24 protein-coding genes are annotated in these 22,280 nt (G+C 62.9%); 14 read left to right on the top strand and 10 right to left on the bottom strand.

Going from position 1 to position 22,280, the window contains the following annotated elements; genetic code table 11:
- Window positions 1–152: 152 nt before the first annotated feature.
- The 9 genes from VVT58_RS12945 to VVT58_RS12905 all read right to left on the bottom strand — a co-directional run bounded on the left by VVT58_RS12945 (window position 153) and on the right by VVT58_RS12905 (window position 5,839).
- Window positions 153–506 (bottom strand): DUF1491 family protein, encoded by a 354-nt coding sequence (locus VVT58_RS12945; protein ID WP_327753285.1) that lies wholly within the window; start codon window positions 504–506, stop codon window positions 153–155.
- Window positions 496–1,011, bottom strand: coding sequence for a PaaI family thioesterase (locus VVT58_RS12940; RefSeq protein WP_327753287.1), 516 nt, complete (start codon window positions 1,009–1,011; stop codon window positions 496–498). The genes VVT58_RS12945 and VVT58_RS12940 overlap by 11 nt, the downstream gene beginning before the upstream one ends.
- Entirely contained in the window at window positions 971–1,438 is a 468-nt protein-coding gene (locus VVT58_RS12935; RefSeq protein WP_066552713.1) for a PTS sugar transporter subunit IIA, read from the bottom strand. Before VVT58_RS12935 ends, VVT58_RS12940 begins: the two co-directional genes overlap by 41 nt.
- 119 nt (window positions 1,439–1,557) lie before the next feature.
- Entirely contained in the window at window positions 1,558–2,154 is a 597-nt protein-coding gene (gene hpf, locus VVT58_RS12930) for a ribosome hibernation-promoting factor, HPF/YfiA family (protein WP_066552710.1), read from the bottom strand.
- A 96-nt stretch (window positions 2,155–2,250) separates the two neighbouring features.
- Window positions 2,251–2,943, bottom strand: a complete 693-nt coding sequence (dnaQ, locus tag VVT58_RS12925) for a DNA polymerase III subunit epsilon (RefSeq protein WP_327753289.1) — start codon at window positions 2,941–2,943, stop codon at window positions 2,251–2,253.
- 45 nt (window positions 2,944–2,988) lie between these two features.
- Window positions 2,989–3,582 carry a dephospho-CoA kinase gene (coaE, locus tag VVT58_RS12920; RefSeq protein WP_327753290.1) on the bottom strand — a complete coding sequence of 198 codons (594 nt, stop codon included), beginning with the start codon at window positions 3,580–3,582 and terminating at the stop codon, window positions 2,989–2,991.
- Window positions 3,583–3,601: 19 nt separating this feature from the next.
- Window positions 3,602–4,423, bottom strand: coding sequence for a shikimate dehydrogenase (gene aroE / locus VVT58_RS12915; protein WP_327753291.1), 822 nt, complete (start codon window positions 4,421–4,423; stop codon window positions 3,602–3,604).
- Complete coding sequence (locus VVT58_RS12910; RefSeq protein ID WP_327753292.1) at window positions 4,420–5,013, bottom strand: nucleoside triphosphate pyrophosphatase; 594 nt, start codon at window positions 5,011–5,013, stop codon at window positions 4,420–4,422. Before VVT58_RS12910 ends, aroE begins: the two co-directional genes overlap by 4 nt.
- A 4-nt stretch (window positions 5,014–5,017) precedes the next feature.
- Complete coding sequence (locus tag VVT58_RS12905; protein ID WP_327753293.1) at window positions 5,018–5,839, bottom strand: pyruvate, water dikinase regulatory protein; 822 nt, start codon at window positions 5,837–5,839, stop codon at window positions 5,018–5,020.
- 306 nt (window positions 5,840–6,145) lie between these two features.
- Here VVT58_RS12905 and hemE point away from each other — a divergent pair, with 306 nt between their 5' ends.
- Complete coding sequence (gene hemE, locus VVT58_RS12900; protein WP_327753294.1) at window positions 6,146–7,222, top strand: uroporphyrinogen decarboxylase; 1,077 nt, start codon at window positions 6,146–6,148, stop codon at window positions 7,220–7,222.
- On the top strand, window positions 7,222–7,662 hold the full coding sequence (locus VVT58_RS12895; protein ID WP_327753359.1) for a CopD family protein: 441 nt from the start codon (window positions 7,222–7,224) through the stop codon (window positions 7,660–7,662). The genes hemE and VVT58_RS12895 overlap by 1 nt, the downstream gene beginning before the upstream one ends.
- A gap of 91 nt (window positions 7,663–7,753) precedes the next feature.
- Here the strand turns inward: VVT58_RS12895 and panC are convergent, their stop codons facing one another.
- Window positions 7,754–8,599, bottom strand: a complete 846-nt coding sequence (gene panC / locus VVT58_RS12890) for a pantoate--beta-alanine ligase (RefSeq protein WP_327753295.1) — start codon at window positions 8,597–8,599, stop codon at window positions 7,754–7,756.
- A 109-nt stretch (window positions 8,600–8,708) separates the two neighbouring features.
- Between panC and VVT58_RS12885 the strand changes: the two genes are divergently transcribed.
- The 12 genes from VVT58_RS12885 to VVT58_RS12830 all read left to right on the top strand — a co-directional run bounded on the left by VVT58_RS12885 (window position 8,709) and on the right by VVT58_RS12830 (window position 22,280).
- Entirely contained in the window at window positions 8,709–9,515 is an 807-nt protein-coding gene (locus VVT58_RS12885) for a division plane positioning ATPase MipZ (protein ID WP_327753296.1), read from the top strand.
- The gene (locus VVT58_RS12880; protein WP_327753297.1) at window positions 9,515–9,943 is read left to right on the top strand and encodes a DnaJ domain-containing protein; all 429 of its coding nucleotides are present in this window, start codon (window positions 9,515–9,517) and stop codon (window positions 9,941–9,943) included. The genes VVT58_RS12885 and VVT58_RS12880 overlap by 1 nt, the downstream gene beginning before the upstream one ends.
- 19 nt (window positions 9,944–9,962) lie before the next feature.
- A complete protein-coding gene (gene pgmG / locus VVT58_RS12875) occupies window positions 9,963–11,330 on the top strand; it encodes a phosphoglucomutase/phosphomannomutase PgmG (protein ID WP_327753298.1) in 1,368 nt (455 codons plus the stop codon).
- A 412-nt stretch (window positions 11,331–11,742) separates the two neighbouring features.
- Complete coding sequence (locus VVT58_RS12870; protein ID WP_327753299.1) at window positions 11,743–13,047, top strand: outer membrane protein transport protein; 1,305 nt, start codon at window positions 11,743–11,745, stop codon at window positions 13,045–13,047.
- Between the two features lie 181 nt (window positions 13,048–13,228).
- A complete protein-coding gene (gene ispG, locus VVT58_RS12865) occupies window positions 13,229–14,374 on the top strand; it encodes a flavodoxin-dependent (E)-4-hydroxy-3-methylbut-2-enyl-diphosphate synthase (protein ID WP_327753300.1) in 1,146 nt (381 codons plus the stop codon).
- A gap of 13 nt (window positions 14,375–14,387) precedes the next feature.
- Window positions 14,388–15,296 carry a DMT family transporter gene (locus VVT58_RS12860; protein ID WP_327753301.1) on the top strand — a complete coding sequence of 303 codons (909 nt, stop codon included), beginning with the start codon at window positions 14,388–14,390 and terminating at the stop codon, window positions 15,294–15,296.
- Between the two features lie 10 nt (window positions 15,297–15,306).
- On the top strand, window positions 15,307–15,798 hold the full coding sequence (locus VVT58_RS12855) for a GNAT family N-acetyltransferase (protein ID WP_327753302.1): 492 nt from the start codon (window positions 15,307–15,309) through the stop codon (window positions 15,796–15,798).
- 231 nt (window positions 15,799–16,029) lie between these two features.
- Complete coding sequence (locus VVT58_RS12850) at window positions 16,030–18,354, top strand: DNA translocase FtsK 4TM domain-containing protein (protein ID WP_327753303.1); 2,325 nt, start codon at window positions 16,030–16,032, stop codon at window positions 18,352–18,354.
- 522 nt (window positions 18,355–18,876) lie between these two features.
- Window positions 18,877–19,530, top strand: coding sequence for an outer membrane lipoprotein carrier protein LolA (locus tag VVT58_RS12845; protein ID WP_327753304.1), 654 nt, complete (start codon window positions 18,877–18,879; stop codon window positions 19,528–19,530).
- A 397-nt stretch (window positions 19,531–19,927) separates the two neighbouring features.
- Window positions 19,928–20,725 (top strand): exodeoxyribonuclease III, encoded by a 798-nt coding sequence (gene xth / locus VVT58_RS12840; protein WP_327753305.1) that lies wholly within the window; start codon window positions 19,928–19,930, stop codon window positions 20,723–20,725.
- Window positions 20,725–21,783, top strand: coding sequence for a GTP cyclohydrolase II (gene ribA / locus VVT58_RS12835; RefSeq protein WP_327753306.1), 1,059 nt, complete (start codon window positions 20,725–20,727; stop codon window positions 21,781–21,783). The genes xth and ribA overlap by 1 nt, the downstream gene beginning before the upstream one ends.
- Window positions 21,780–22,280, top strand: coding sequence for a L,D-transpeptidase family protein (locus tag VVT58_RS12830; protein ID WP_327753307.1), 501 nt, complete (start codon window positions 21,780–21,782; stop codon window positions 22,278–22,280). Before ribA ends, VVT58_RS12830 begins: the two co-directional genes overlap by 4 nt.

Here is a 22,280-nt window from a genome sequence, read left to right as displayed (position 1 = left end):
TCTTGGCCGAGGACGTCAAAACCCCAAAACACCGACGTCCGGCCGCCCCCCGTCTGCGTGTTTACCGCATCCGCCCCCCATGGACGAAAACCGGCAACCTGCGCGTTGAAGCGTCGGAGGCCTTTGCCCGCGCACGGGAAATGAGTCAACGATCAACAGATCGTTTCAGCGGCGAACCGTTCCGCATCCGCGATATCAAGCTCGATCACCCACAGATCGGGGTCCGACCTCAGGCGACGCTCCAGATATTGCGCCATGGCCTCGGCGCCCTTTTCCGGGTCGGGGCCGCATCGGGTGAGGCTATAACCGCCCGCAAGGTCAGAAACGCGCTCGAACAGGCCTAGTTCCCGCCCTTTTTCAAGCGCTTGAATCAGAATCACGCCGCTGATTGCATCGCCTTTGACCAGCACCGTGGCAAAACCGCCCGCCGCCGCGCTGCGCCGCACCAGAACGCCGACCAGCATCGCGCTGGTCAGCCGGGCGTCGGTGGGTCGATCAGGCGGCATAGCCCGGCAGCGAAGACAGCGGGAATTGCGACCGCATGAAGGTGCCGGTGCCACGCCCGACCTCCTCACCCTCCGTATCGATCAGGCTCGCTTCGGCAACATAGACGCGCCGCTTGCCGCTGATCCACCGCCCTTCGGCGCGGATGCGGCCCGGTCCGATCGGTCGGGTGAACAACAGGTTGAAACTGGTCGTCAGCAGGAAACGGTCGCTGACCAGACTGTTCGCAGCGTAAAAGGCCGCATCGTCCAGCATCTTGAAATAGACCGTGCCATGTATCGCGCCGGCTGCATGAAACTGGCTCTCATCCACGTCGAAATGGATGACCGACCGGCCTTCTTCCGGGATCGTCAGTTCCGACTGGAACAGCCGGTTGATCGGCGCGGAGCGATAGAGATTCTCCAACGCCCGGAAATGCGCCGCCTCTCCGCTGGGCGAAGCGCCGGCGCCTGGCCCGGGCTCCGCGTCAGGCAGCGTCACGCGCCTCGCCACCGGCGAGCAGGGCATGGAGCGCCGCGGTCGACTTGGCGCCGCGCAGGCGGGCGACCTGCCCCTCATCGCGCAGATAGCGCGAAACGCGGGCCAGAGTCTTCAGATGCTCGGCCCCGGAATCGACCGGCGAGAGCAGCGCGAAGACGATGTCCACCGGCGCTTCGTCCACCGCGTCGAACGACACCGCCGGATCGAGCAGGACGACCACGCCGCACATCTTCTGCAGGTCGGGAATCTTGGCATGGGGAATTGCGACGCCGCCACCGAATCCGGTGGACCCAAGCTTTTCGCGCTCCAACAGCGCTTCGGCCACCAGATCGGCGTTCAGGCCATAGGCCGCTGCCGCCAACACGGCGATCTTCTGAAACAACTGCTTCTTGCCATTCACCGAAAGGCCTGTGCCCAATGCATCCGGTGCGACGATATCGTTGAAATGAACCATGCCGAATCCCAGCCGAGCCGCGCCCAGCTTCGGAAAAATGACGCAATGCCCGGATCTTTAAAGTCCGGCCCCATAGGCCGCCAGCCGATCAAGGTCAACCGGCGGCCAAGGGAACGATATCAGCCCAGGCGTGGTTCCACCCAGCCGATGGTCCCGTCATGCCGGCGATAGACCATGTTGTAGGCGGCCGTCCCGGCATTGACGAACAGCAGGGCGTTCGTGTTGCGCAGATCCAGCATCATCACCGCGTCGGACACGCTGGCTTCGGGAATGTCGACGCGAGTTTCCGCCACGATCAGCGGAGCTTCGGCCGGTTCCTCTTCATCGGCCAAGGAAGCGAAAATCGTATAGCCCGCCCCGTCCAGTCCATCGGGACCAAAACCGTTGGTCCGGCTGGCTTCGGCGGCGGCGGCCTGCGCGCTGCGGTCCTTCAGGCGGCGCAGATAGCGCCGCAACTGCTTTTCGATCCGCTCGGCGGCCTGTTCGAAGGCCGGATGTGCCTCCTGCGCCTCGCCCGCTCCTTTCAAGATCAGGCCGGTCATGACATGGCAGACGATGTCGCAATGGAAGGCGCCGTGCGGAGCCGGCCGGAATGTCACCTGGGCGGAAAGCGCGCGGGAAAAATATTTCTCGGCCATGGCCTCCAGACGGGTCCAGACATGCTCCTTGAGCGCGTCACCCGTATCGACCTGATGCCCGGAAACACGAATATCCATATGCCTTCTCCTTATTCTTGCCGAACCGCCCGGGATGGCGATCCGGTTGGCATGGAGGCTTGAAGGCAGTGCATCCCGGAAGGGGGACGGCTGTAATCAGGCCTCCTCAAGCCAGAGCGGCTTGTCCAGCGTCGCGACGAACGCTGCATGCCTCTCCAGCTCCTCCGCGCTGGCCGCAAAGACGCGCGCGGGGCGTACAGGGCGAACCGCGACTTTCGCCGCAAGTTCCATATTTACAACGAGTTTCTCTTCCTCCTGTGCAAGACCAAGGCCGATCTGACGGCCGCCGGTCAGTTCGATGTAAAGCTGGGCCAGCAATTCGGCGTCGAGCAAGGCGCCATGCTTGATGCGATGGCTGCGGTCGATGCCGTAGCGGGTGCAGAGCGCGTCCAGGCTGTGCTTGGCGCCGGGGTGGAGTTGCCGGGCGATGGCGACGGTGTCGATCATCCGCTCCATCGACACTTCGGGCAGGCCGCAAAGCTTGAGTTCATGATTGAGGAAGCCGAAGTCGAAGCGCGCATTATGCGCGACCAGATGGCTGTCCTCCAGAAAAGCCAGCAATTCCTGGACACCATGCGAAAACAGCGGCTTGTCCCTCAGAAAACCGTCCGACAGCCCGTGAACGGCCTCCGCCGCTGCGGGCATGGACCGCTGCGGATTATAATAAGCGTGGAAGGTACGGCCCGTGGGCACCCGATTGAAGAGCTCAATACATCCGATTTCGACCAGGCGATCGCCTGAGGCAGGGTCGAAGCCAGTCGTTTCGGTGTCGAAAATAATCTCGCGCATCGCCCTCTTCAACGACTCTGGCCGGCCAATCTCACCGGACCCCTCTTATCGGCCTGTCTTCGCACCAAGGCAAGCGACCAAGCGGCGTACCTGGAAACGTGTCTCAGCGAAGGTCGTCCCTGTGTGAATGATATAGTCAGCCCGCCGCCGCTTTTCAGCATCGGGTGTTTGCAGATGGACAATCCGGCGGAATTTTGCAGCGGTCATGCCGGGCCGGGCCAGGACTCGCTTGCGCTGCTTCCAGGCGGGGGCAGTGACCACGATGACGCCTGCCAGCTTGCGATAGCCATGAGTCTCGAACAGCAGCGGAATATCCAGCACGACGAATTTTCGCGACCGATGCCGACGCAGAAAGGCCTTGCGGCTCTGTTGCACGGCAGGATGAACGATCGCTTCCAACGCCTTCAGCTCATGAGCATGGCCAAAGACTGCCGCGCCCAGTTTCGCCCGGTCGACGCCCTTGGAGCCCGTCGTGCCGGGAAAACGCGCCTCTATCGCGGGCAGCAGCGCCCCCCCCGGCCCTTGCAAGCGGTGCACCTCGGCATCGGCATCGAACAAAGGCACGCCCTCGCGCCGCAACATGGCGGCCACGGCCGATTTGCCCATGCCGATGGAGCCGGTAAGGCCGTAGATCTTCATGCCATAATCTTCATGGACGTCAGGCAGCGAGCAGCAAGGCGCGCAATTCCTCGTCCCGCTCGCGCGGCGCTTCGGCATCGAAAAAGATATCGAAGGCCAGCGCCGCCTGCCCGATCAGCATTTCCAGCCCATCGAGGGTCTTGAGACCCCTCGCCCGCGCGGCTTTGAGCAATTGCGTCTCCAGAGGCGCATAGACGATGTCATAGACAGTCGCGTCGTCAGCCAACGGTTTGAGGTCCAGATCCAGCACCGGCTGACCCACCATGCCAAGCGAGCTGGTGTTGACCAGCAGGTCAGCCTTGGGCAGCGCATCCGTCATACCGATTACCCTGCCCTTAACCCCTGCGCGGTCGAGCAATGCCTGCCCTCGCCCCGCATCACGCGCCATGACCGTGATGTCGGGCACGCCCAGACTCGTCAGCGCGAACAATATCGCCCGCGCCGCGCCGCCCGCGCCGACCAGCACCGCGCTCTGCCCCTTCCACTTGTCGCGCAGCAGCGGCTGGAGGAATCCGCCCGCATCGGTATTGGTGCCGATCAACGGTCCGCCCGTTTCGCTGGCGATGGTGTTCATCGCCCCGATCCGTTCGCGCACGCCGCCCGGATCGTCGGTATAGTCCATCACCGCGATCTTGTGCGGAATCGTGACATTGCAGCCCAGCCAATCGGGATCGGCCCGCCGCGCCAGGAAATAGGCGGACACCCCCTCGCTGGTCACATGGGTCTTCTTATATTCCGCTTCGATACCCAGTGCATCGAGCCAGAAATTATGGATCAGCGGCGATTTGCTGTGCGCGATCGGATCACCGATCACTTCGGCATAAGGGAGCTTGTCGGTCATGACGCCAGAACGCCCCGGACGCGCAGAAAGTCAAGCAAAGGCAGCAGGGGCAGGCCTTGAATCGCGAATTGGCTGCCTTCGACCTTCGCAAAAAGCTGTGCGCCCGGACCCTCGATCCGATAGCAGCCGACGCACCAGCGGCAATGCTCCCAATCGCCGTCGAGATAGGAGGTGATGAAAGCCTCCGACAAGGGCCGCACAGTCATCCGCACCCGCTCGATATGCCGCCAGATCGGCTCGCCATTAAGCGCGATCACCGCCGCGCTGTGCAGATGATGCACCCGGCCAGAGAGCAACTTCAATATGCGCTCGGCATCGGTACGGTCGAGCGCCTTGTCGATCATTCTGCCATCGTCCAGGCTCAGGGTCTGGTCGCAGCCCAGCACCAGCCCGCCCGGCACCCGCCGCGACACGCGGAGCGCCTTCAGCTCCGCCAGCGCATCGGCCAGTTGCCGGGCATCCAGACCGTCGGCGCGCAGGGCTTCCTTGGCCGCTTCCTCATCGACGCCGGGCGATAACGCCTCGAACGGCACCTGCGCTGCTTCCAGCAGCGCCCGGCGGCTCGCGCTTTGCGATGCCAGCACGATCATGATTTCAGGCTCCTTCCGCCAGCACGCGGTCGTTGAACAGGTTGATGATGGCCGCCGCCGCTTCCTCGATCGACCGGCGGGTCATGTCGATCACCGGCCAGCCATTATCCGCGAACATGCGCCGGGCGAAGGCCAGTTCCTCCTGCACTTTTTCGAGGTCGACATAGCTGGTCTCCGGCGCCTGATTCAAGGAAAGCAGCCGATTGCGACGGATCTGAACCAGCCGCTCCGGACTGACGGTCAGCCCCACCACCATCGGATGCTTCAGCGAATAAAGGGTGCGCGGCGGCGGCGACTGGATCACCAGCGGGATATTGGCGGTCTTGTAGCCGCGATTGGCGAGATAGATGGATGTCGGCGTCTTGGAGGCGCGGGAGACGCCGGCGAGGACGATATCAGCCTCCTCCCAATTTTCATGACCCACGCCGTCATCATGGGCGATCGTGAACTGGATCGCTTCGATCCGCGCGAAATAGGCTTCGTCGAGAATATGCTTGCGGCCCGGCCGGTTGCGGGTTTCCTGCCCCAATATGTTGGACAGCGCATCGGTCACGCTGTCGAGCGCGGCCACATGCGGCAGGCCCAGCGCCCGGCAGCGCGTCTCCAGCCGCCGTCGAAGCTGGTGGTTGGACAGGGTGAACAGCACCAGTCCGGGATTGGCGGCGATCTCCTCCATGATCCGGTCGAGATGGACATCGGACCGCACCATCGGCCAGAAATGGCGCACCGCCTCGACATTTTCGAACGCGCCGATCGCCGCCTTGGCGATGTTTTCCAGCGTTTCGCCGGTCGAGTCCGAAAGCAGGTGGAGATGGATGCGCGACATTTCTGGTTTCTCTTTGGGGCGGAATATCTCTGTGGGCAGGCTGTGGATAAAGCAAGGGATAGGTTGCGGGCAAAATCAGGCGCTTATCGCCCTCCTCGATTCCGGAAATCTTGTCCACAGCCCGCCAACAGATTGAAATTTATACCCACAGCCTGTGGATAACGGGGATAAGCGAACTGACTCGGACCGGAATCGGCGGCACTCAGGAGTCAAGTTGTTGGCAAATCCGGGCACAGCGCATAAACCCCGCTGCCAACCGCCCAACTATCTCCATCATCCTTTTTGAATCTAAATATAAGAGAGTATATGACGGGATCTGATGCCGGCCTTTCGAACGGGCTATCCGCCAAGCCATTGCTTTCGGTCCTGAAAGGGGCGTGCCCTGATGTGCCGCCCATGTGGCTGATGCGCCAGGCGGGCCGTTATCTCCCCGAATATCGCGCATTGCGGGCGGAAAAGGGCGGATTCCTCGAACTGGTCTATGACAGCGGGGCGGCGGCGGAAGTGACTCTGCAGCCCTTGCGCCGTTTCGCTTTCGACGGCGCGATCCTGTTTTCCGACATTTTGATCGTGCCCTATGCCATGGGGCAGGATCTTTGGTTCGAGGCCGGTGAAGGCCCGCGTCTGGCGCCGATCCTGGCCGAGACGGAGTTGTCTGCCCTCAAACCCGATTTCAGCCGCTATGAGGCGGTGTATGAGACGGTCCGGCAGGTCAGGGCCGCGCTGGACCCACAAGTGACCTTCCTGGGCTTCGCAGGCAGCCCCTGGACCATCGCCACCTATATGGTCGCGGGTCAGGGCAGCAAGGATCAGGGTGCCGCCCGCCGTCTTGCCTATCTGCAGCCCGAAAAATTCGGCGCGATCATCGATGCGATCATCGATGCGACGGTTATCTATCTTTCCGGCCAGATCGAGGCCGGGGTGGAGGCGGTCCAGCTTTTTGACAGTTGGGCGGGCAGCCTTGCCCCGCTGGAGTTCGAGCGCTGGGTGATTCAGCCAAATAAGAGGATCGTGGAGAAGTTGAAGGCGATCCACCCCGAGATTCCGGTCATCGGCTTTCCCAAGGGTGCGGGCGCGAAGCTGATCGATTATGCGGTCGGGACTGGAGTCGATGCAGTCGGCGTCGATGAAACGGTCGATCCGCATTGGGCCGATCGCGAACTGCCGGAGGGGCTGCCTGTGCAGGGGAATCTCGATCCGCTGGCGCTGATCGCCGGCGGCAAGGCGGTGGAAGAGGCGGTCGACAATATCCGCGCCGCCTTTGCCGGGCGGCCGCATATTTTCAACCTGGGCCATGGGATTCTCCCCGATACGCCCATTGATCATGTCGAAGCGCTGATCCGCCATGTGCGCCAGAATCGGACGCAGCCGGAGAGTCGATGATGCCTTATCTGGGAGCAGCCTATTTGTGGGTCAAAGCCGCGCATGTCATCTTCGTCATCTTCCTGATGGCGGGCCTGTTCATGATGCCGCGTTTCTTCGTCTATCACCAGCAATGCCCGGTGGGGTCCGAAGAGGACAGGAAGTGGATCGACCGGGAGCGGCGGCTGCTCAAGATCATCCTCAACCCGTCGCTGGTTCTGGTCTGGGTCTTCGGCCTGATGCTGATGGTGGAGATCGGCGCCTGGCATTTCGGCTGGTTCCACTTGAAGCTGCTCTTCGTACTTGGCCTGTCGGGCTATCATGGCTGGATCGCGGGCTATGCGAAGAAGCTCGCCAAGGGGCTGCGGCCGTTGACGGAGAAGCAATTGCGGTTGTTGAACGAGGTTCCGGGAATCGCTGCCGCGGTGATCGTGATAGCAGTGATCGTGAAGCCGTTTTGATAAAGCCGTCATCCCAGCGAAAGCTGGGATCTCAGGCGATGGGGCACAGAATAGCCTCACGAGATCCCAGCTTTCGCTGGGATGACGGAATTTAAATCGGATCGACCGCGATATTGTCGATCAGCCGCGTCTTTCCGAGCTTCGCCGCGCCCAGCAGCCGCGCTGGGCGATCCAGCACGGTCATTGGTTCCAGCGTCACCGCATCGCACAGCGTCACATAGTCGATCGGATCAAAGCCGTGCGTGGCCAGCATCGCGATCGCCTTGGCGATGGCAGCCTCGACGGTCGCGCCCTTTTCCATTTGGCGCGCCGCTTCGCCCAGGGCGCGGGGCAGAGCAAGCGCGTCCTTGCGCTCCTCCTCGGTCAAATAGGCATTGCGGGAAGAGAGCGCCAATCCATCCTCGTCCCGCTGGGTCGGCACGCCGATAATCTCGATCGGCACATCCAGATCGCGCGCCATCTGCCGGATCACGGCGAGCTGCTGATAATCCTTCTCTCCAAACAGCGCGACATCCGGCTGCACCTGATTGAACAGCTTCGTCACCACCGTCGACACGCCGTCGAAATGCCCCGGCCGCGCCGCGCCATCCAGCCCTTCGGTCACGCCCGACACGGAGATGTTGGTGGCATAGCCCGCCGGATACATGACATCGACTGTCGGCGCCCAGAGCATATCGACTCCGGCCGCCTGCAACATCTGCGCGTCCTTGGCTTCGCGCCGGGGATAGGCGTCCAGATCCTCGTTCACGCCGAATTGGCGCGGGTTGACGAAGATCGACACGACTACATGCCCGGCATGGCGCCGCGCTTCTTCGACCAGCGCCATATGCCCGTCATGCAGCGCGCCCATGGTGGGCACCAGCGCCAACGGTTTTCCGTCGCTTTTCAGCGCTTCGATGGCGGTTCTGAGCGAAGCGAGATCACGGAGGATTTGCACGACGGGAGTGGCTCCGATAAGGGCATCAACAGGGGTACATCCTGCTAAGGCATGGCCGGTTCAAACGGTCAACCGACAATGCGACAATCAACGGGGTTATCAAGGTCCGATGGCGAACGCCCAAACGCACCATATCGTCTTCGCCAATGAGAAAGGCGGAACCGGCAAGTCGACGACCGCCGTGCATACGGCCATCGCGCTGACGGTATTGGGCCATCGCGTCGGCATGATCGATCTCGATCCGCGCCAGCGCACCATCACCCGCTATATGGAGAATCGCGCCGACACCGCTCGCCGCCGCGGCATCGATCTGCCGACTCCGGACTTTGCGGTGTTCAAGGGCGACAATGTCCAGGCGCTGGAGGAACAGGCCGCCGCCATGGCCGAAAACAAGGATTTCCTGGTCATCGACACGCCCGGCCGCGACGATGATTATGCCCGCCACATGGCCGCCCGCGCCAATACGCTGGTGACGCCGATGAACGACAGCTTCGTCGATTTCGACCTGATCGGCCAGGTGGACGCGGAAACCTTCAAAGTGAAGCGCCTCTCCTTCTATTCCGAACTGATTTTCGAGGCGCGCAAAACCCGCGCCAAGGCTGACGGAGTCACCATAGACTGGGTGGTGCTGCGCAACCGCGTCCAGCATCATGACGCCCGCAACAAGAAGCGTGTGGGCGATGCGCTGATGGAACTCTCCCGCCGTGTCGGATTCCGCGTGATTCCGGGTCTTTCCGAACGTGTGGTCTTCCGCGAACTCTTCCCCTCGGGGCTTACCTTGCTCGACAAGGGGCATCTGGGCGAGCTGGGCGTCAGCCATATCGCCGCGCGGCAGGAACTGCGCGAGATGGTGTCCGGCCTTGCCCTTCCCTCACGCGATGAGGTCGCGCCGCTGGATCTGCTCGGCGCGGCCTGATGGGTCTGCTTGCCCTGCTTTTGCTCGGGCTTGCGGCCTGGCTGATCTGGACGGGACGACTGCAAAGCATGAGCGCGAAGGATGGCATGGCATTGGGTGCCGCTCTGGTCGGCGCGGTGATGGCGGCGAAGGGCAAGCCGTTGATCGGCGCGCCGCTGCTGGTCGGCGCTACCCTGTTCTTCTTCGCCAGGAGCCGGCCGGGCAAGACGAAGGGCACGCCCGCCCCGCAACCCGCTTCGCCTCAGGCGGTGATCGATGCCCGCAAGCTGCTGGGCGTCGGGCCGGATGCCGATGCCCGCGCGATTCGCTCGGCGCATCGCCGCCTCATCGCCTCGGTCCATCCGGACAAGGGTGGCACGGAAGCGCTCGCTGCCCAGATCAACGCGGCGCGCGACCTTCTGATCAGGGACATGGCGCAGCGCGACTGAAACCAAGGGAGAGCATGCCATGGCCCATCGCTTTCATCCCACGCTCCTGCGCGAATATGACATTCGTGGGGTGATCGGCCAGACGCTTGGCGAGGCGGATGGCTATGCGGTAGGTCGCAGCTTCGGCACGGTCATCAAACGGGCGGGCGGATCAAAGGTCGCGGTCGGCTATGACGGGCGGCTGAGTTCCCCGGCGCTGGAACAGGCGGTCGTGCAAGGCCTTCAGGACTCGGGCACGGATGTCGTCCGCATAGGCCTCGGCCCGACGCCCATGCTCTATTATGCCGAAGCGGTTCTCGATGTGGACGGCGGCATTCAGATAACCGGCAGCCACAATCCCACCGATCATAATGGCTTCAAGCTGGTGCTTGCGCATAACGCCTTTTTTGGGTCGGACATCGCGAAGCTGGGGGCCATGTCTGCGGCAGGCGACTGGAGCGAAGGCAGCGGCGGGGTAGAAACCGTCGCCATCATGGACCGCTATGCCGCGCGTCTGGTGGAGGGGTTCGACGGCGCCGCCTGGCGCATTGGCTGGGACGCGGGCAATGGCGCCGCCGGTCCTGTAGTGGACAAGCTCGTCAAGCTCCTGCCAGGTGAGCATCATGTGCTTTTCACCCAGATAGACGGACATTTTCCCCATCATCACCCCGATCCTACTGTCGAGGCGAATCTGGCCGACCTGAAAGCGCTTGTCCGCTCGAAGAAGCTCGATTTCGGAGTGGCTTTCGACGGGGACGGCGACCGGATCGGGGTGATCGACGGCAAGGGCCGGGTGATCTGGGGCGACCAGTTGCTCGGCATCTTCGCGGAGCTGGTGCTGAAAGACCGCCCGAACGCCACGATCGTCGCGGATGTGAAGGCCAGCCAGGCCTTGTTCGACCGGATCTCGGCCTTGGGCGGCCAGCCGCTGATGTGGAAGACCGGCCACAGCCTCATCAAGTCCAAAATGAAGGAGATTGCCGCTCCGCTGGGCGGGGAGATGACCGGCCACATCTTCTTTGCGGACGATTATTATGGTTTCGATGACGGGCTTTATGCCGCGGTGCGGCTTATCCGGAGCCTGACTCGGCTCCGCCGCAGTGTCACGGCCCTGCGCGACGAGATGCCCGACATGGCCAACACACCGGAAATCCGCTTTCCGGTTGAGGAGAGCCGCAAATTTGCCGTGGTGGAGGAGGTGCGCGCCCGGCTGCTGGCCGCAGGCGCGAGCGTCGATGAAACCGATGGCCTTAGGGTCAATACGGCCGATGGCTGGTGGCTGTTGCGGGCCTCCAACACGCAGGATTCGCTGGTTGTGCGGGCCGAAGCGAAGGGTGCGGAGGGATTGGCGCGTCTGATCGCGGATATCGACGCACAATTGGCCGATTCGGATGTGATTCGGCCTTGAGCAGCCGATTATGACGGCCCTACAGGGAAAAATTGACATGGTCTTATGCAGATTTCCTTTACGGAAATCAGGCAAAAGCATGACGATTGCATGAAACGCAATCGAGCATCAGCTTTTCGCATTTGCGGAAAATGTCGCTGCACCGCAAAAGGAACGGGCCTTTCAGGCATCCTCTCCTAAAACTTTCAAGCCGTCCTCCGGGGCGGCTTTTTTTTGCCCTGATGGAGAGCGCGATTTTCGCTTCCTGCCGTAACGTCGTTGCGCAATCCGAAAGGATAGCGGCGGAAATCCGTGCAAATTAGGGCTTTTCGAACGATTATTTAACCATAATGCTTATAAGAGCATGGCTCACAGGGGATCATTCTCTGGCGAAAGCCATTTTGCCTTGGTCAAGTTTCAGGAGAGGAATCATATGTCTTTGCGCCGCCCCATTATCGCCAGTCTCTTGCTATCAGGCGTATTGGCAATGCCAGTTCCGGCTTTTGCGGGTGGATTCTACCTGCAGGAACAGTCGCCCAAGGAAACCGGCCGCGCGCTCGCCGGGGCGGGTGCGGCGGCGGACGATCCGTCCACCATCTATTTCAACCCTGCCGCCATGACGGAATTGTCGGGCGTTCAGACCTCGATCGGCGGCATCGCGCTGATGGCCTCCGCGCATCAGGCCAATCGCGGCACCTATCGCACCGTTCCCACCCTGCCCGGTGCTCGGGTGCCGGTGACGGGCAATGATGGCGGCCAGCCGTTCGAAAAGGTCATTCCCATCCCCAGCTTCTATGTGACGGCGCAGGCTACGGACCGGCTGTGGCTGGGTCTGGGCGTCAACGCGCCGTTCGGGTTGAAGCTGGATTATGATGACGGCTTTTTCGGCCGCTACGACTCGCTCTACACCAACCTCAAAACCTATAATATCCAGCCCAGCGCCGCCTATAAGCTGAACGACAATTTCTCGATCGGCGGCGGTGTCGACGTGCAATATGTGAAGGCGACGCTGACCAACGCGCTGCCGCAGCTTTCGCCGTTGATCCCGACCGATGGCTTTGCCCGGTTGAAGGGCGACGACTGGACGGTCGGCTGGAATGCGGGCCTGTTCTACACCAATGGCGCCACCAATGTCGGCGTTTCCTACCGTTCCGGCATCAAGCATAAGCTGACCGGCACGCAGACCATTTCCGGCCTTCTGGGTCCGATCGCCGCGGCCAATGGCGAATTGGACGCCTCCGCGCCGCTCGATCTGCCCGATATCGTCACTGTCGGCTTCATGCACCGCCTGACGCCCAAGCTGCGTGCCATGATCAGCGCCCGCTGGTACAACTGGTCGAAGTTCAAGGGCATCGCCATCACCTCCGCTGCCGGCACCAGCAACAAGGAGCTGGATTACAAGGATAGCTACAGCGTCAGCCTGGGCGGCGAATATGATGTCAGCCCGGCGCTGACCCTGCGCGCGGGCACGATGTTCGACCGCTCGCCCACCAATCCGCAGCATCTGACGACCCGCGTGCCCGATGGCGATCGCACCTGGCTGTCGGCCGGCGCGACCTACAATATCTCGCCCGCCTTTGCGTTGAACCTCAGCTATGCCCATAATTTCGTGGAAAAGGCGAACATCATCCGTCCGGACAGCTATTATCCCGCGCCCGCGACGGTGACGGCGACCACCCTGTCGCAGACCAGCGGCAATGCGGACCAGATCGGCGCATCGTTGACGGCGCGTTTTTGATTAGGAGCGGCACCGGCCCTCACCCCCACCCGACCGCCCACAGGATACCATGTCTGGGCGGTCGGGTGGGGGTGAGGGCCGGTGCCGCACGTTTCGGCTTTGCTGAAACGCAAACAGCTCACGCTTCTAACCGACGCAATAAATCCCTATAGGGGCTCCATCACCACGGAGCCCCTTTTTCATGTCCGACCATAATCCCGGCCTGCGCCCCTGGCGCGACATCGCCCGCAGGCAATGCCGCCAGATCATGGTCGGCAATGTTCCCGTCGGTGGTGGCGCCCCGGTCACGGTGCAGACCATGACCAACACGCCGACCCATGACGTCAAGGCGACGATCGACCAGATCCGCCGCTGCGAGGAGGTGGGCGTGGACATCATCCGCGTCTCCTGCCCCGACGAGGCATCGACCGCCGCCTTGAAGCAGATCGTCCGCGCCGCCCGCGTGCCGATCGTCGCGGACATTCATTTCCATTATAAGCGCGCGCTGGAAGCCGCCGATGCGGGCGCGGCCTGCCTGCGCATCAATCCGGGCAATATCGGCAGCGAAGCGCGGGTGAAGGAGGTGGTCGACGCGGCCAAGGCCAATGGCTGCTCGATCCGCATCGGCGTCAATGCCGGGTCGCTCGAAAAGGATCTGCTCGAAAAATATGGCGAGCCTTGTCCCGAAGCGCTGGTGGAAAGCGCGCTTGACCATATCAAGCTGCTCCAGGACCAGGATTTTCACGAATATAAGGTGGCGGTGAAGGCCAGCGACGTGTTCCTCGCCGTGGCCGCCTATATGCAACTGGCCGAAGCGGTGGATTGCCCGCTGCACCTGGGCATTACCGAGGCGGGCGGCTTGATCGGCGGCACGGTGAAAAGTTCCATCGGCATCGGCAATCTGCTCTGGGCCGGGATCGGTGACACGATCCGCGTCTCGCTCTCCGCCGAACCGGAAGAGGAGGTGCGCGTCGGCTACGAAATATTGAAGTCGCTCGGCATCCGCACTCGCGGCGTGAAGGTCATTTCCTGCCCGAGTTGCGCCCGTCAGGGCTTCGATGTGATCCGCACGGTGCAGGCGCTGGAGGAACGGCTCCAGCATATCCATACGCCACTTTCCCTGTCTGTGCTCGGCTGCGTGGTGAACGGTCCCGGTGAAGCGCGCGAAACCGACATCGGCCTGACCGGCGGCGGCGCGGGCAAGCATATGGTCTATCTCTCCGGCCTCACCGATCATACGATTCAGGACGAAGGGATGATCGATCATATCGTGAACCTTGTCGAAGCCAAGGCGGCGGAGATCGAGGCGGCCACCACCGACGCCGGCAAGGCGGAAGCGGCGGAGTAAGCCGCTTCCCCCCATGACTGCGCCCCGCTCCTTCGCCCTCCCCTTTGCGGTTTGCTGCCTGGGGGTCGCGCTGTTTTCCGTGATGGATGCGGCGATGAAGGGGCTCAGCCTCTCGATCGGCCTGTTCAACGCGCTGTTCTGGCGCGCGCTGACGGGCAGCCTGTTGGGGCTGGCGCTGATGCTGCTGACGCGGCAGCGCTGGCCGAACCGGGCCGTGCTGCGGCTGCACCTGCTGCGCGGCGCGGTCGTGGCGGTGATGGCCAGCCTGTTCTTCTGGGCGATCATGCGGTTGCCGCTGGCCGAAGCCATTGCCCTGTCCTTCATCGCGCCGCTGGTCGCGCTTTATCTCGCCGCGCTGCTGCTGAAGGAAAAGATCGGGCGGCAGGCCATCGGCGCGTCGCTGCTGGGGCTGGTCGGGGTTGCGGTCATCCTGTCCGGGCGGTTGCGGGGCGATTATGACGCGAATGCGCTGCTGGGCGCGGGCGCGGTCCTGATTTCGGCGGTGCTGTTCGCCTGGAATCTCATCCTCCAGCGGCAACAGGCGCAGTTGGCTTCGCCCATAGAGGTCGCCTTCTTCCAGCATATCGTGATGTTCGGCCTATTCGCTCTCTTCGCCTTAGCTGCCCAATGGATGCCGGTCCTGCCGGCGGCGCCGTCCTGGGCGTTGATCGTCCTGGCCGCGACCCTTGCCTTCGCGTCGCTGGCCGCGCTCGCCTGGGCCTATGCGCGGGCGGAGGCGCAGGTTCTGATTCCGGTGGAATATACCGCCTTCGTCTGGGCGGCGATCATTGGCTGGCTGGCCTTTGGCGACCGGCTGACCCTGACGACGGTGGTCGGCGCGCTGCTGATCGTGGTCGGCTGCCTGATCGCGTCTCGCACGGGATCGGCCGAGTCGCCGCATGTCGAATCGTCCATCGCCTGAAAGGAAAAGCATGTCCGTCACCATCCGCGAGGCCGTTCCTTCCGACATCGGGGCGATTCACGACTTCATCCTCGCTCTGGCCGACTATGAAAAGCTGTCGCATGAGGTGAGGGCCGACCGCGCCAACCTGGAGAAATATCTCTTCGGTCCGCGCCCCATGGCTGAAGTGCTGATCGCGGAAAATGAAGGCAAGGCGATCGGTTTCGCCCTGTTCTTCCACAATTTCTCGACCTTTGAGGGGCGACCGGGCCTCTATCTGGAGGATCTGTTCGTCATCTCCGAAGCCCGGGGTCTGGGCGCGGGCAAAGCGCTGCTCTCCCGCCTCGCGCAACTGGCGCTGGAGCGGGATTGCGCGCGGCTGGAATGGTGGGTGCTGGACTGGAACGAACCGTCCATCGCCTTCTACCGTTCGCTCGGTGCGCGGGCGATGGACGAATGGACGGTGCAGCGCGTCGACGGCGAAGCGCTCAGCGCCCTCGCGTCAACGCATCCTGCACGCTGACGCCCAGTAGGACGGCGGTGAAGGCGCTCAAGGCGACGACGACAAGGATGGGATAGAAGGTGGCGATCATGGTGAAGTCTCCTTTCGGGAGGCTTTTGCGCTGCCCCGCTCGCCGCCGACATAAGGATTGTTACGGAGTCCACGAGACGAGCCGAGGGGCGGGACTCTTGACGGGGACTCCCCGCCCGGCGCATTGTGCCGGACGGAACATTTAGGGGACAAGGACTTACCATGGCTGTCAGCCGCGGAGCCAAGCGCACGCCAGAGTGGCGCGAAATGCTGAAACGCAGCCTGATCCGCAGCGGCGCGCTGATCGGATCGATCGCGTTGATCCTGGCGACCCTGTTTCTCGCTCTGGCGCTGCTCAGCTATCAGCCGAGCGACCCGTCGATGAATACGGTGGCGGGCGATCATGTGCAGAATATCATGCAGGCGCCCGGCGCCTGGATTGCCGATTTCCTGCTCTGGTTGTTCGGCGTGCCGGTGGCTTTGGTGCTGCCTCTGATGGCGATCACCGCCCGGCGGCTGTGGGGCGATCAGGACATGAGCGGGTGGAAGGCGCAGTTCGGCAAATGCTTCGCCGGGATCGTGCTGCTCGGCATCGCGCTGGCGCTGTTCCAGACCAATCCGCTGGTCGGCCTGCCCGCCGGATGGGGCGGCATCATCGCGCTGGTGACGGCGCGGGGCGTCATCAGCCTGACCGCGCAGACCCCCGCCGCACAAGGGTGGATCACCGGCATATTGATTGCGCTGACGCTGATCGCGGGCGCCATCCTTTGGTATCGCAGCCTTGCGCTGGAAAAGCCGATCATCGCGCTGCGTCGGCCTCCGCTGCCGCGTCTTAGCCTGCCCAAGCCCGCTTTCGCCCTGCCCGGCGGCGGGGCTGTGGCTGATCCCTTCGATGATCAGGACGAGGTCGTCGAGCGTATCGCCGCGCCACGCAAGACCGTCACCAACGAACCCAAGCCGCCGATCAACATCCAGACGCCCAAGCCCGCCCCGGCGCAGCGCCCCATGGCGCCGGTCAGCCAAGACGACCTGTTCGGCAACAGTTCCCTGCCCTCGCCCGACCTGCTCAATCCGGTTCCCGCCAGCCAGGGCGCGAAGATCGACAAGGCCGCGCTGGAACGCAATGCGCGGCTGCTGGAGTCGGTGCTCGACGACTTCCATGTGAAGGGCAATATCGTCGAGGTTCGACCCGGTCCGGTCGTCACCATGTATGAGCTGGAACCCGCGCCGGGCATCAAGGCGAGCCGCGTGATCGCACTGGCCGACGATATTGCGCGCAACATGTCGGCGCTCTCCGCCCGCGTGGCGACGATACCGGGGCGCACGGTGATCGGCATCGAACTGCCCAATGCCAATCGGGAGGGCGTGTCGTTTCGCGAACTCATCACTTCCGAGCAGTTCATGCAGGAAGCGACGCTGCCGATCATCCTGGGCAAGAATATCTCGGGCGAGCCGATCATCGCTGACCTGGCGCCCATGCCGCATCTGCTGATCGCGGGTACGACGGGTTCGGGCAAGTCGGTGGGCCTCAACGCCATGATCCTGTCGCTGCTCTACCGCATGACGCCGGATCAGTTGCGCCTGATCATGATCGATCCGAAGATGCTGGAACTGTCGACCTATGACGACATCCCGCATCTCCTTTCCCCGGTCGTCACCGAGCCGAGCAAGGCGATCCGCGCGCTCAAATGGGCGGTGGAGCAGATGGAGGACCGCTATCGCATGATGGCTTCGATCTCCGTTCGCAACCTTGCCAACTATAATGAGAAGGTCCGCGCCGCGAAGGCCAAGGGCAAGCCCTTGGGCCGCCGCGTCCAGACCGGCTACGACCCCGAAAATGGCAAGCCGATCTATGAGGAGGAGCAGCTCGATTTTCAGCCGCTGCCGCAGATCGTGGTAGTGGTCGACGAGCTGGCCGACCTGATGATGACGGCGGGCAAGGAAGTCGAATTCCTGATTCAGCGCTTGGCGCAAAAGGCGCGTGCGGCGGGCATACACCTGATCCTCGCGACACAGCGTCCCTCGGTCGATGTTATTACCGGCGTCATCAAGGCGAACCTGCCGACCCGCATCAGCTTCTTCGTGACGTCGAAGATCGACAGCCGCACGATCCTGGGTGAACAGGGCGCCGAGCAGCTATTGGGTAAGGGCGACATGCTCTACATGCATGGTGGCAAGGGGCTGATGCGCGTCCATGGCCCCTTCGTGTCGGACGACGAAGTGCGCGTGGTGGCGGATCACTGGCGCGCCCAGGGCCAGCCCGACTATATCGCCGCCGTCACCGAGGAGCCGGAGGAAGGCAGCTTCGCGCTCGACGGCGTCGACCTGGGCGACGACAGCCCGGATGCGCAGCTCTTCCGCAAGGCTTGCCAGCTTGTCTTCGAAAATCAGAAGGCCTCGACCAGTTGGCTACAGCGGCAATTGCGCATCGGTTACAACAGCGCCGCTCGCCTCATCGAGCAGATGGAGGAACAGGGGCTGGTGGGTCCGCCCAACCATGTCGGCCGCCGCGAAGTGCTGCGCGACGAGGGTGGCAATCCGCTCTGATCCTGTCGGTGCGAAAAATTTTCATTTGGCCTGATGCGAAAAAGTCACTGCCCATTTCGCTCTGAAACGGGATTTTGCGTGGCTGTTTCGGCTGTTGCGGGCTTGTAAAACATGATCCGATCCGCAGAAATCCCTGATTTCCGGGCATGATTGCGTTTCGTGCAATCGTCTTTCGGTTCTTCGCATTTGCAGCGAAACGCGATTTGGCCGAAGAGGGATCTGCCTTTCAGGCATCCTCTCCTAAAAACTTTCAGGCTGGTCTTCGGATCAGCCTTTTTTTTGTCATCGCGCCGGTCTAAGCAGAAGCCGCTCACCGCAGCGCCTTAAAAAATAATTGGGAGAGGGGCCGCCGGAAAGACCGGCACTGGCGAAGCGGAAGCAGAGGGGGATTGAGTGGCCATGCCGCTCTCCCCCTTCCCGTTCCAGCGATCCGATCCATTGCGCTCACGGAACGAATGGGTTCACAACGGGTTCAAGCCCTGCCCCCTACACTCCTCACCCTGAACAACCGGAGATGATTGCATGAAGCGCATCCTTGCGTCCCCCATCCTGACGCTGGCTGCCCTGACGCTGGCTATTGCGCCTTTCGCGGTGCCGATGATGCCGGCGGCGGCGCAGGAGGACCAATCGGACCTGCCGAAGGTCAACGCCTATATTCGCGCCGTCACCACCATGACCGCCAATTTCTCCCAGACCGACCGCAATGGGCAGACGCTGACCGGCCAGCTCATCATCAAGCAGCCGGGCAAGATCCGTTTCCAATATCAAAAGGGCGTGCCGCTGCTGATCGTGGGCGACGGCAAGGCGCTGACCATGATCGACTATGAAGTGCGGCAGGTGCAGCGCTGGCCGATCGGCAATTCGCCGCTGGGCGCGCTGATCGACCCGTCGAAGGATCTGTCGAAATTCGGCAAGGTGATCCAGACTGGCGATCCGACCATATTGTCCGTCCAGGCACGCGATCCCAAGCGGCCGGAATATGGCACCATCACCATGATCTTCAAACGGGACGCGCCGAGCCCGGCGGGCTTGCAGCTTTACGGCTGGGTGGCGCTGGATTCGCAGAATAACCGGACGGCGGTGAAGCTCAGCAACCAGCGTTATGGCGTGCCGGTGGCCGATTCCGCCTTCCGCTGGACCGATCCGCGGCCCAAGGGACGCGCAGCGGGCGGTTAAGCGGGCCACAGGCGCGACGGGCCGAAAACTTTTCAGAATCGTTCATCTGACGCTCATATCCCGCCTCCTAAAAAGAACTCCACGGCGAGAGACGAAACCGGGATTTCCCCCCTGTTACCCGGCACCCCGCTCCCGTCGCAAAGCGCTTCAAGGGCGCGATCGAGGCCCCCGTTCCATGCCCCCGGAGCGGGGGTCTTTTTGTTTGGGCCGGGATTTGGCCCAGGGAGGGCTGCAAATAGCGGCTTTCTGCGCTTCCGGTGCTCACGACCTTTAAGGTCGCTGCGCGCCGGTTCTCGAAATCCACTATTTTCGCTCCACCCCGAGCCAAATCCCGGCCCAAACGGTGCCGTCCTTGTCGCCCTTGCGCGGGAGGGCGGAGGGTCTTAGTGGATCACCCATGCCTCAGACACTCAGTATCGCTTCCTGGAACATCAACAGCGTTCGTGCCCGGCTCGATATCGTGGAGCGCTTTCTGACAGAGGAAGCGCCCGACATTCTGTGTCTTCAGGAAACCAAGGTGGTGAACGAGATTTTCCCCACCGCGATGTTCCGGCAACTGGGCTATGTCCATCAGGTGCTGAACGGCCAGCGGATGCACCATGGCGTGGCGATCATGTCCAAGGTGCCGATCCATGAGGACGACCGGTTCGACTGGCAGGCCAATGGCGAAGCGCGCCATGTCGGCGTGCGGCTCGACAATGGCGTCAGGATCGAGAATGTCTATGTGCCTGCCGGTGGCGACATCGCGGACCGGGAGGCGAATCCGAAATTCGGACAGAAGCTCGATTTTCTGGAGCGGATGATCAAATGGTCCTCTGGGTTGGAGGACAAGCCGACCATATTGACCGGCGATTTCAACATCGCGCCGATGGAATGCGATGTCTGGAGCCACAAGCAATTGCTGAATGTGGTCAGCCATACGCCGGTCGAATGCGAGATATTGGCGCGGTTGCAGGCGTCGAACGACTGGGTCGATATCGGCCGCCATTTCCATCCCGCGCCGCAGCGGCTCTACACCTGGTGGAGCTATCGCGCGAAGGACTGGGCGGAATCGGATCGCGGGCGGCGGCTCGATCATATGTGGATGACCAGGGACGTGGCGGGCAAGGCGCTCAGCCATCGCGTGGTCGAACCGGCGCGCAACTGGGGCAAGCCGTCCGACCATATCCCGATCATCACGGAATTCGCGTTCTGATGGGCGCGCGCGCCGCCGCCCGCGCCATCGACGCGCTACGCCGGGGCTGGCCGGTGCGGGTGCAGGCCGCCGATGGCGCATTGCGGCTGATGGCCATTGAGGGCGCCGACGCGGTGACGCTCGCCGGATTCGATCCGGGCGCTGAAGCCGACATCCTGATTTCCGCCGCACGGGCGCAGACGCTGAAGCTCGCCAACCAGTTGGCGGCGGCCGATCCCGACATGCCGGTGCTGGTGGCGCGGGCGCCATGGATCGACGTCGATGTGGCGACGGCGATTTCCGACCCGGTTCTGGACCTGGCTTCGCCGCTCAAGGGGCCGTTCATGGCGAAGCCGCTGACCGCGCCGCTGGCGGCCAAGGCAGCGCTGCGGCTGGCGCGGCTTGCAGGGATATTGCCGGCCTATTTCGCCACGGTGGAAGGCGAAGCGGAGGCGGAGGTCAGCGCCGCCGATGTGGACGCCTATGACGATGCGGTGCATCTGGACATTGCGACGCGGGCAAGACTGCCGGTATCGGCCAGCGAAACCGCCGAGATCGTCGCTTTCCGCAGCCCCGACGAACCACGCGAGCATGTGGCGCTGATCGTCGGCCAGCGGGATTCCTCGCCGCCGGTGATCCGGTTGCACAGCGAATGCCTGACCGGCGACGTGCTGGGGTCGCTGAAATGCGACTGCGGCCCGCAACTGCATGAGGCGCTGCACCGGATCGCGGATTCGAACTGGGGCATCCTGCTCTATCTGCGGCAGGAAGGGCGGGGCATCGGTCTGGTCAACAAGCTGCGCGCCTATGCCTTGCAGGATCAGGGTTTCGACACGGTCGACGCCAATGTGCGGCTGGGTTTCGCAATAGACGCGCGCGATTTTTCGGTCGCGGCGCGGATGCTGGACTTGCTGGGCGTGGGTGAAGTCAGGTTGCTCACCAACAATCCGAACAAGGTGACGGGGCTGGAAAAGGCGGGAATCAAGGTGGCGGAACGGTTGCCGATCATCCTGCCCACCAATCCGCATAATGAGCGCTATCTCGCCACCAAGCGCGACCGGACCGGGCACCAGCTATGAGCGTCGTCCGCGTCGATACGGGCGCGGGGCGCCTCTCCTTCGGCGCGATCGACATTCCCTGCACCATCGGGCGCAGCGGTGCTTGCGCGGCGGCGGACAAGCGGGAAGGGGATGGCTGTACGCCGCTGGGAGTCTGGCTGATCCGGGGCGTGTTGCTTCGGCCGGGCAAGGGGGATGCTACGGGCATCCGCCTGCCTTGGCGCTGGGTGCGGGAAGGGGATGGCTGGTCCGATGATGTGGCCGATCCGGCCTATAATCGGCCCGTGCACCTGCCGCGTCCCTTTTCGGCTGAAAATCTGCTGCGCGCCGACGGTGCCTATGATGTGATCGTGGTGCTGGGGCACAATGATGCGCCGCCGGTGCCGGGGCAGGGGAGCGCGATCTTTTTCCACCTGTCCGAAGGGCGTCCCACCGCCGGGTGCGTGGCGGTGGAGCGGGGGGATATGCTGCGTTTGCTGCCGTTGTTGGTATCGGGCGATGTGATGGAAATCGTTTGA

It is taken from the genome of Sphingobium sp. SJ10-10 (assembly GCF_036038995.2).
In the GTDB taxonomy this organism is placed as follows: Bacteria; Pseudomonadota; Alphaproteobacteria; order Sphingomonadales; family Sphingomonadaceae; genus Sphingobium.
This window is presented reverse-complemented; position numbering and strand designations above follow the sequence as displayed.

Bases quoted from the DNA above. Each gene is read 5' to 3' on its own strand.
- VVT58_RS12945 (WP_327753285.1), bottom strand. From the start codon at position 506: ATGCCGCCTGATCGACCCACCGACGCCCGGCTGACCAGCGCGATGCTG.
- VVT58_RS12940 (WP_327753287.1), bottom strand. From the start codon at position 1,011: ATGCCCTGCTCGCCGGTGGCGAGGCGCGTGACGCTGCCTGACGCGGAG.
- VVT58_RS12935 (WP_066552713.1), bottom strand. From the start codon at position 1,438: ATGGTTCATTTCAACGATATCGTCGCACCGGATGCATTGGGCACAGGC.
- hpf (WP_066552710.1), bottom strand. From the start codon at position 2,154: ATGGATATTCGTGTTTCCGGGCATCAGGTCGATACGGGTGACGCGCTC.
- dnaQ (WP_327753289.1), bottom strand. From the start codon at position 2,943: ATGCGCGAGATTATTTTCGACACCGAAACGACTGGCTTCGACCCTGCC.
- coaE (WP_327753290.1), bottom strand. From the start codon at position 3,582: ATGAAGATCTACGGCCTTACCGGCTCCATCGGCATGGGCAAATCGGCC.
- aroE (WP_327753291.1), bottom strand. From the start codon at position 4,423: ATGACCGACAAGCTCCCTTATGCCGAAGTGATCGGTGATCCGATCGCG.
- VVT58_RS12910 (WP_327753292.1), bottom strand. From the start codon at position 5,013: ATGATCGTGCTGGCATCGCAAAGCGCGAGCCGCCGGGCGCTGCTGGAA.
- VVT58_RS12905 (WP_327753293.1), bottom strand. From the start codon at position 5,839: ATGTCGCGCATCCATCTCCACCTGCTTTCGGACTCGACCGGCGAAACG.
- hemE (WP_327753294.1), top strand. From the start codon at position 6,146: ATGACGGGATCTGATGCCGGCCTTTCGAACGGGCTATCCGCCAAGCCA.
- VVT58_RS12895 (WP_327753359.1), top strand. From the start codon at position 7,222: ATGCCTTATCTGGGAGCAGCCTATTTGTGGGTCAAAGCCGCGCATGTC.
- VVT58_RS12885 (WP_327753296.1), top strand. From the start codon at position 8,709: ATGGCGAACGCCCAAACGCACCATATCGTCTTCGCCAATGAGAAAGGC.
- VVT58_RS12880 (WP_327753297.1), top strand. From the start codon at position 9,515: ATGGGTCTGCTTGCCCTGCTTTTGCTCGGGCTTGCGGCCTGGCTGATC.
- pgmG (WP_327753298.1), top strand. From the start codon at position 9,963: ATGGCCCATCGCTTTCATCCCACGCTCCTGCGCGAATATGACATTCGT.
- VVT58_RS12870 (WP_327753299.1), top strand. From the start codon at position 11,743: ATGTCTTTGCGCCGCCCCATTATCGCCAGTCTCTTGCTATCAGGCGTA.
- ispG (WP_327753300.1), top strand. From the start codon at position 13,229: ATGTCCGACCATAATCCCGGCCTGCGCCCCTGGCGCGACATCGCCCGC.
- VVT58_RS12860 (WP_327753301.1), top strand. From the start codon at position 14,388: ATGACTGCGCCCCGCTCCTTCGCCCTCCCCTTTGCGGTTTGCTGCCTG.
- VVT58_RS12855 (WP_327753302.1), top strand. From the start codon at position 15,307: ATGTCCGTCACCATCCGCGAGGCCGTTCCTTCCGACATCGGGGCGATT.
- VVT58_RS12850 (WP_327753303.1), top strand. From the start codon at position 16,030: ATGGCTGTCAGCCGCGGAGCCAAGCGCACGCCAGAGTGGCGCGAAATG.
- VVT58_RS12845 (WP_327753304.1), top strand. From the start codon at position 18,877: ATGAAGCGCATCCTTGCGTCCCCCATCCTGACGCTGGCTGCCCTGACG.
- xth (WP_327753305.1), top strand. From the start codon at position 19,928: ATGCCTCAGACACTCAGTATCGCTTCCTGGAACATCAACAGCGTTCGT.
- ribA (WP_327753306.1), top strand. From the start codon at position 20,725: ATGGGCGCGCGCGCCGCCGCCCGCGCCATCGACGCGCTACGCCGGGGC.
- VVT58_RS12830 (WP_327753307.1), top strand. From the start codon at position 21,780: ATGAGCGTCGTCCGCGTCGATACGGGCGCGGGGCGCCTCTCCTTCGGC.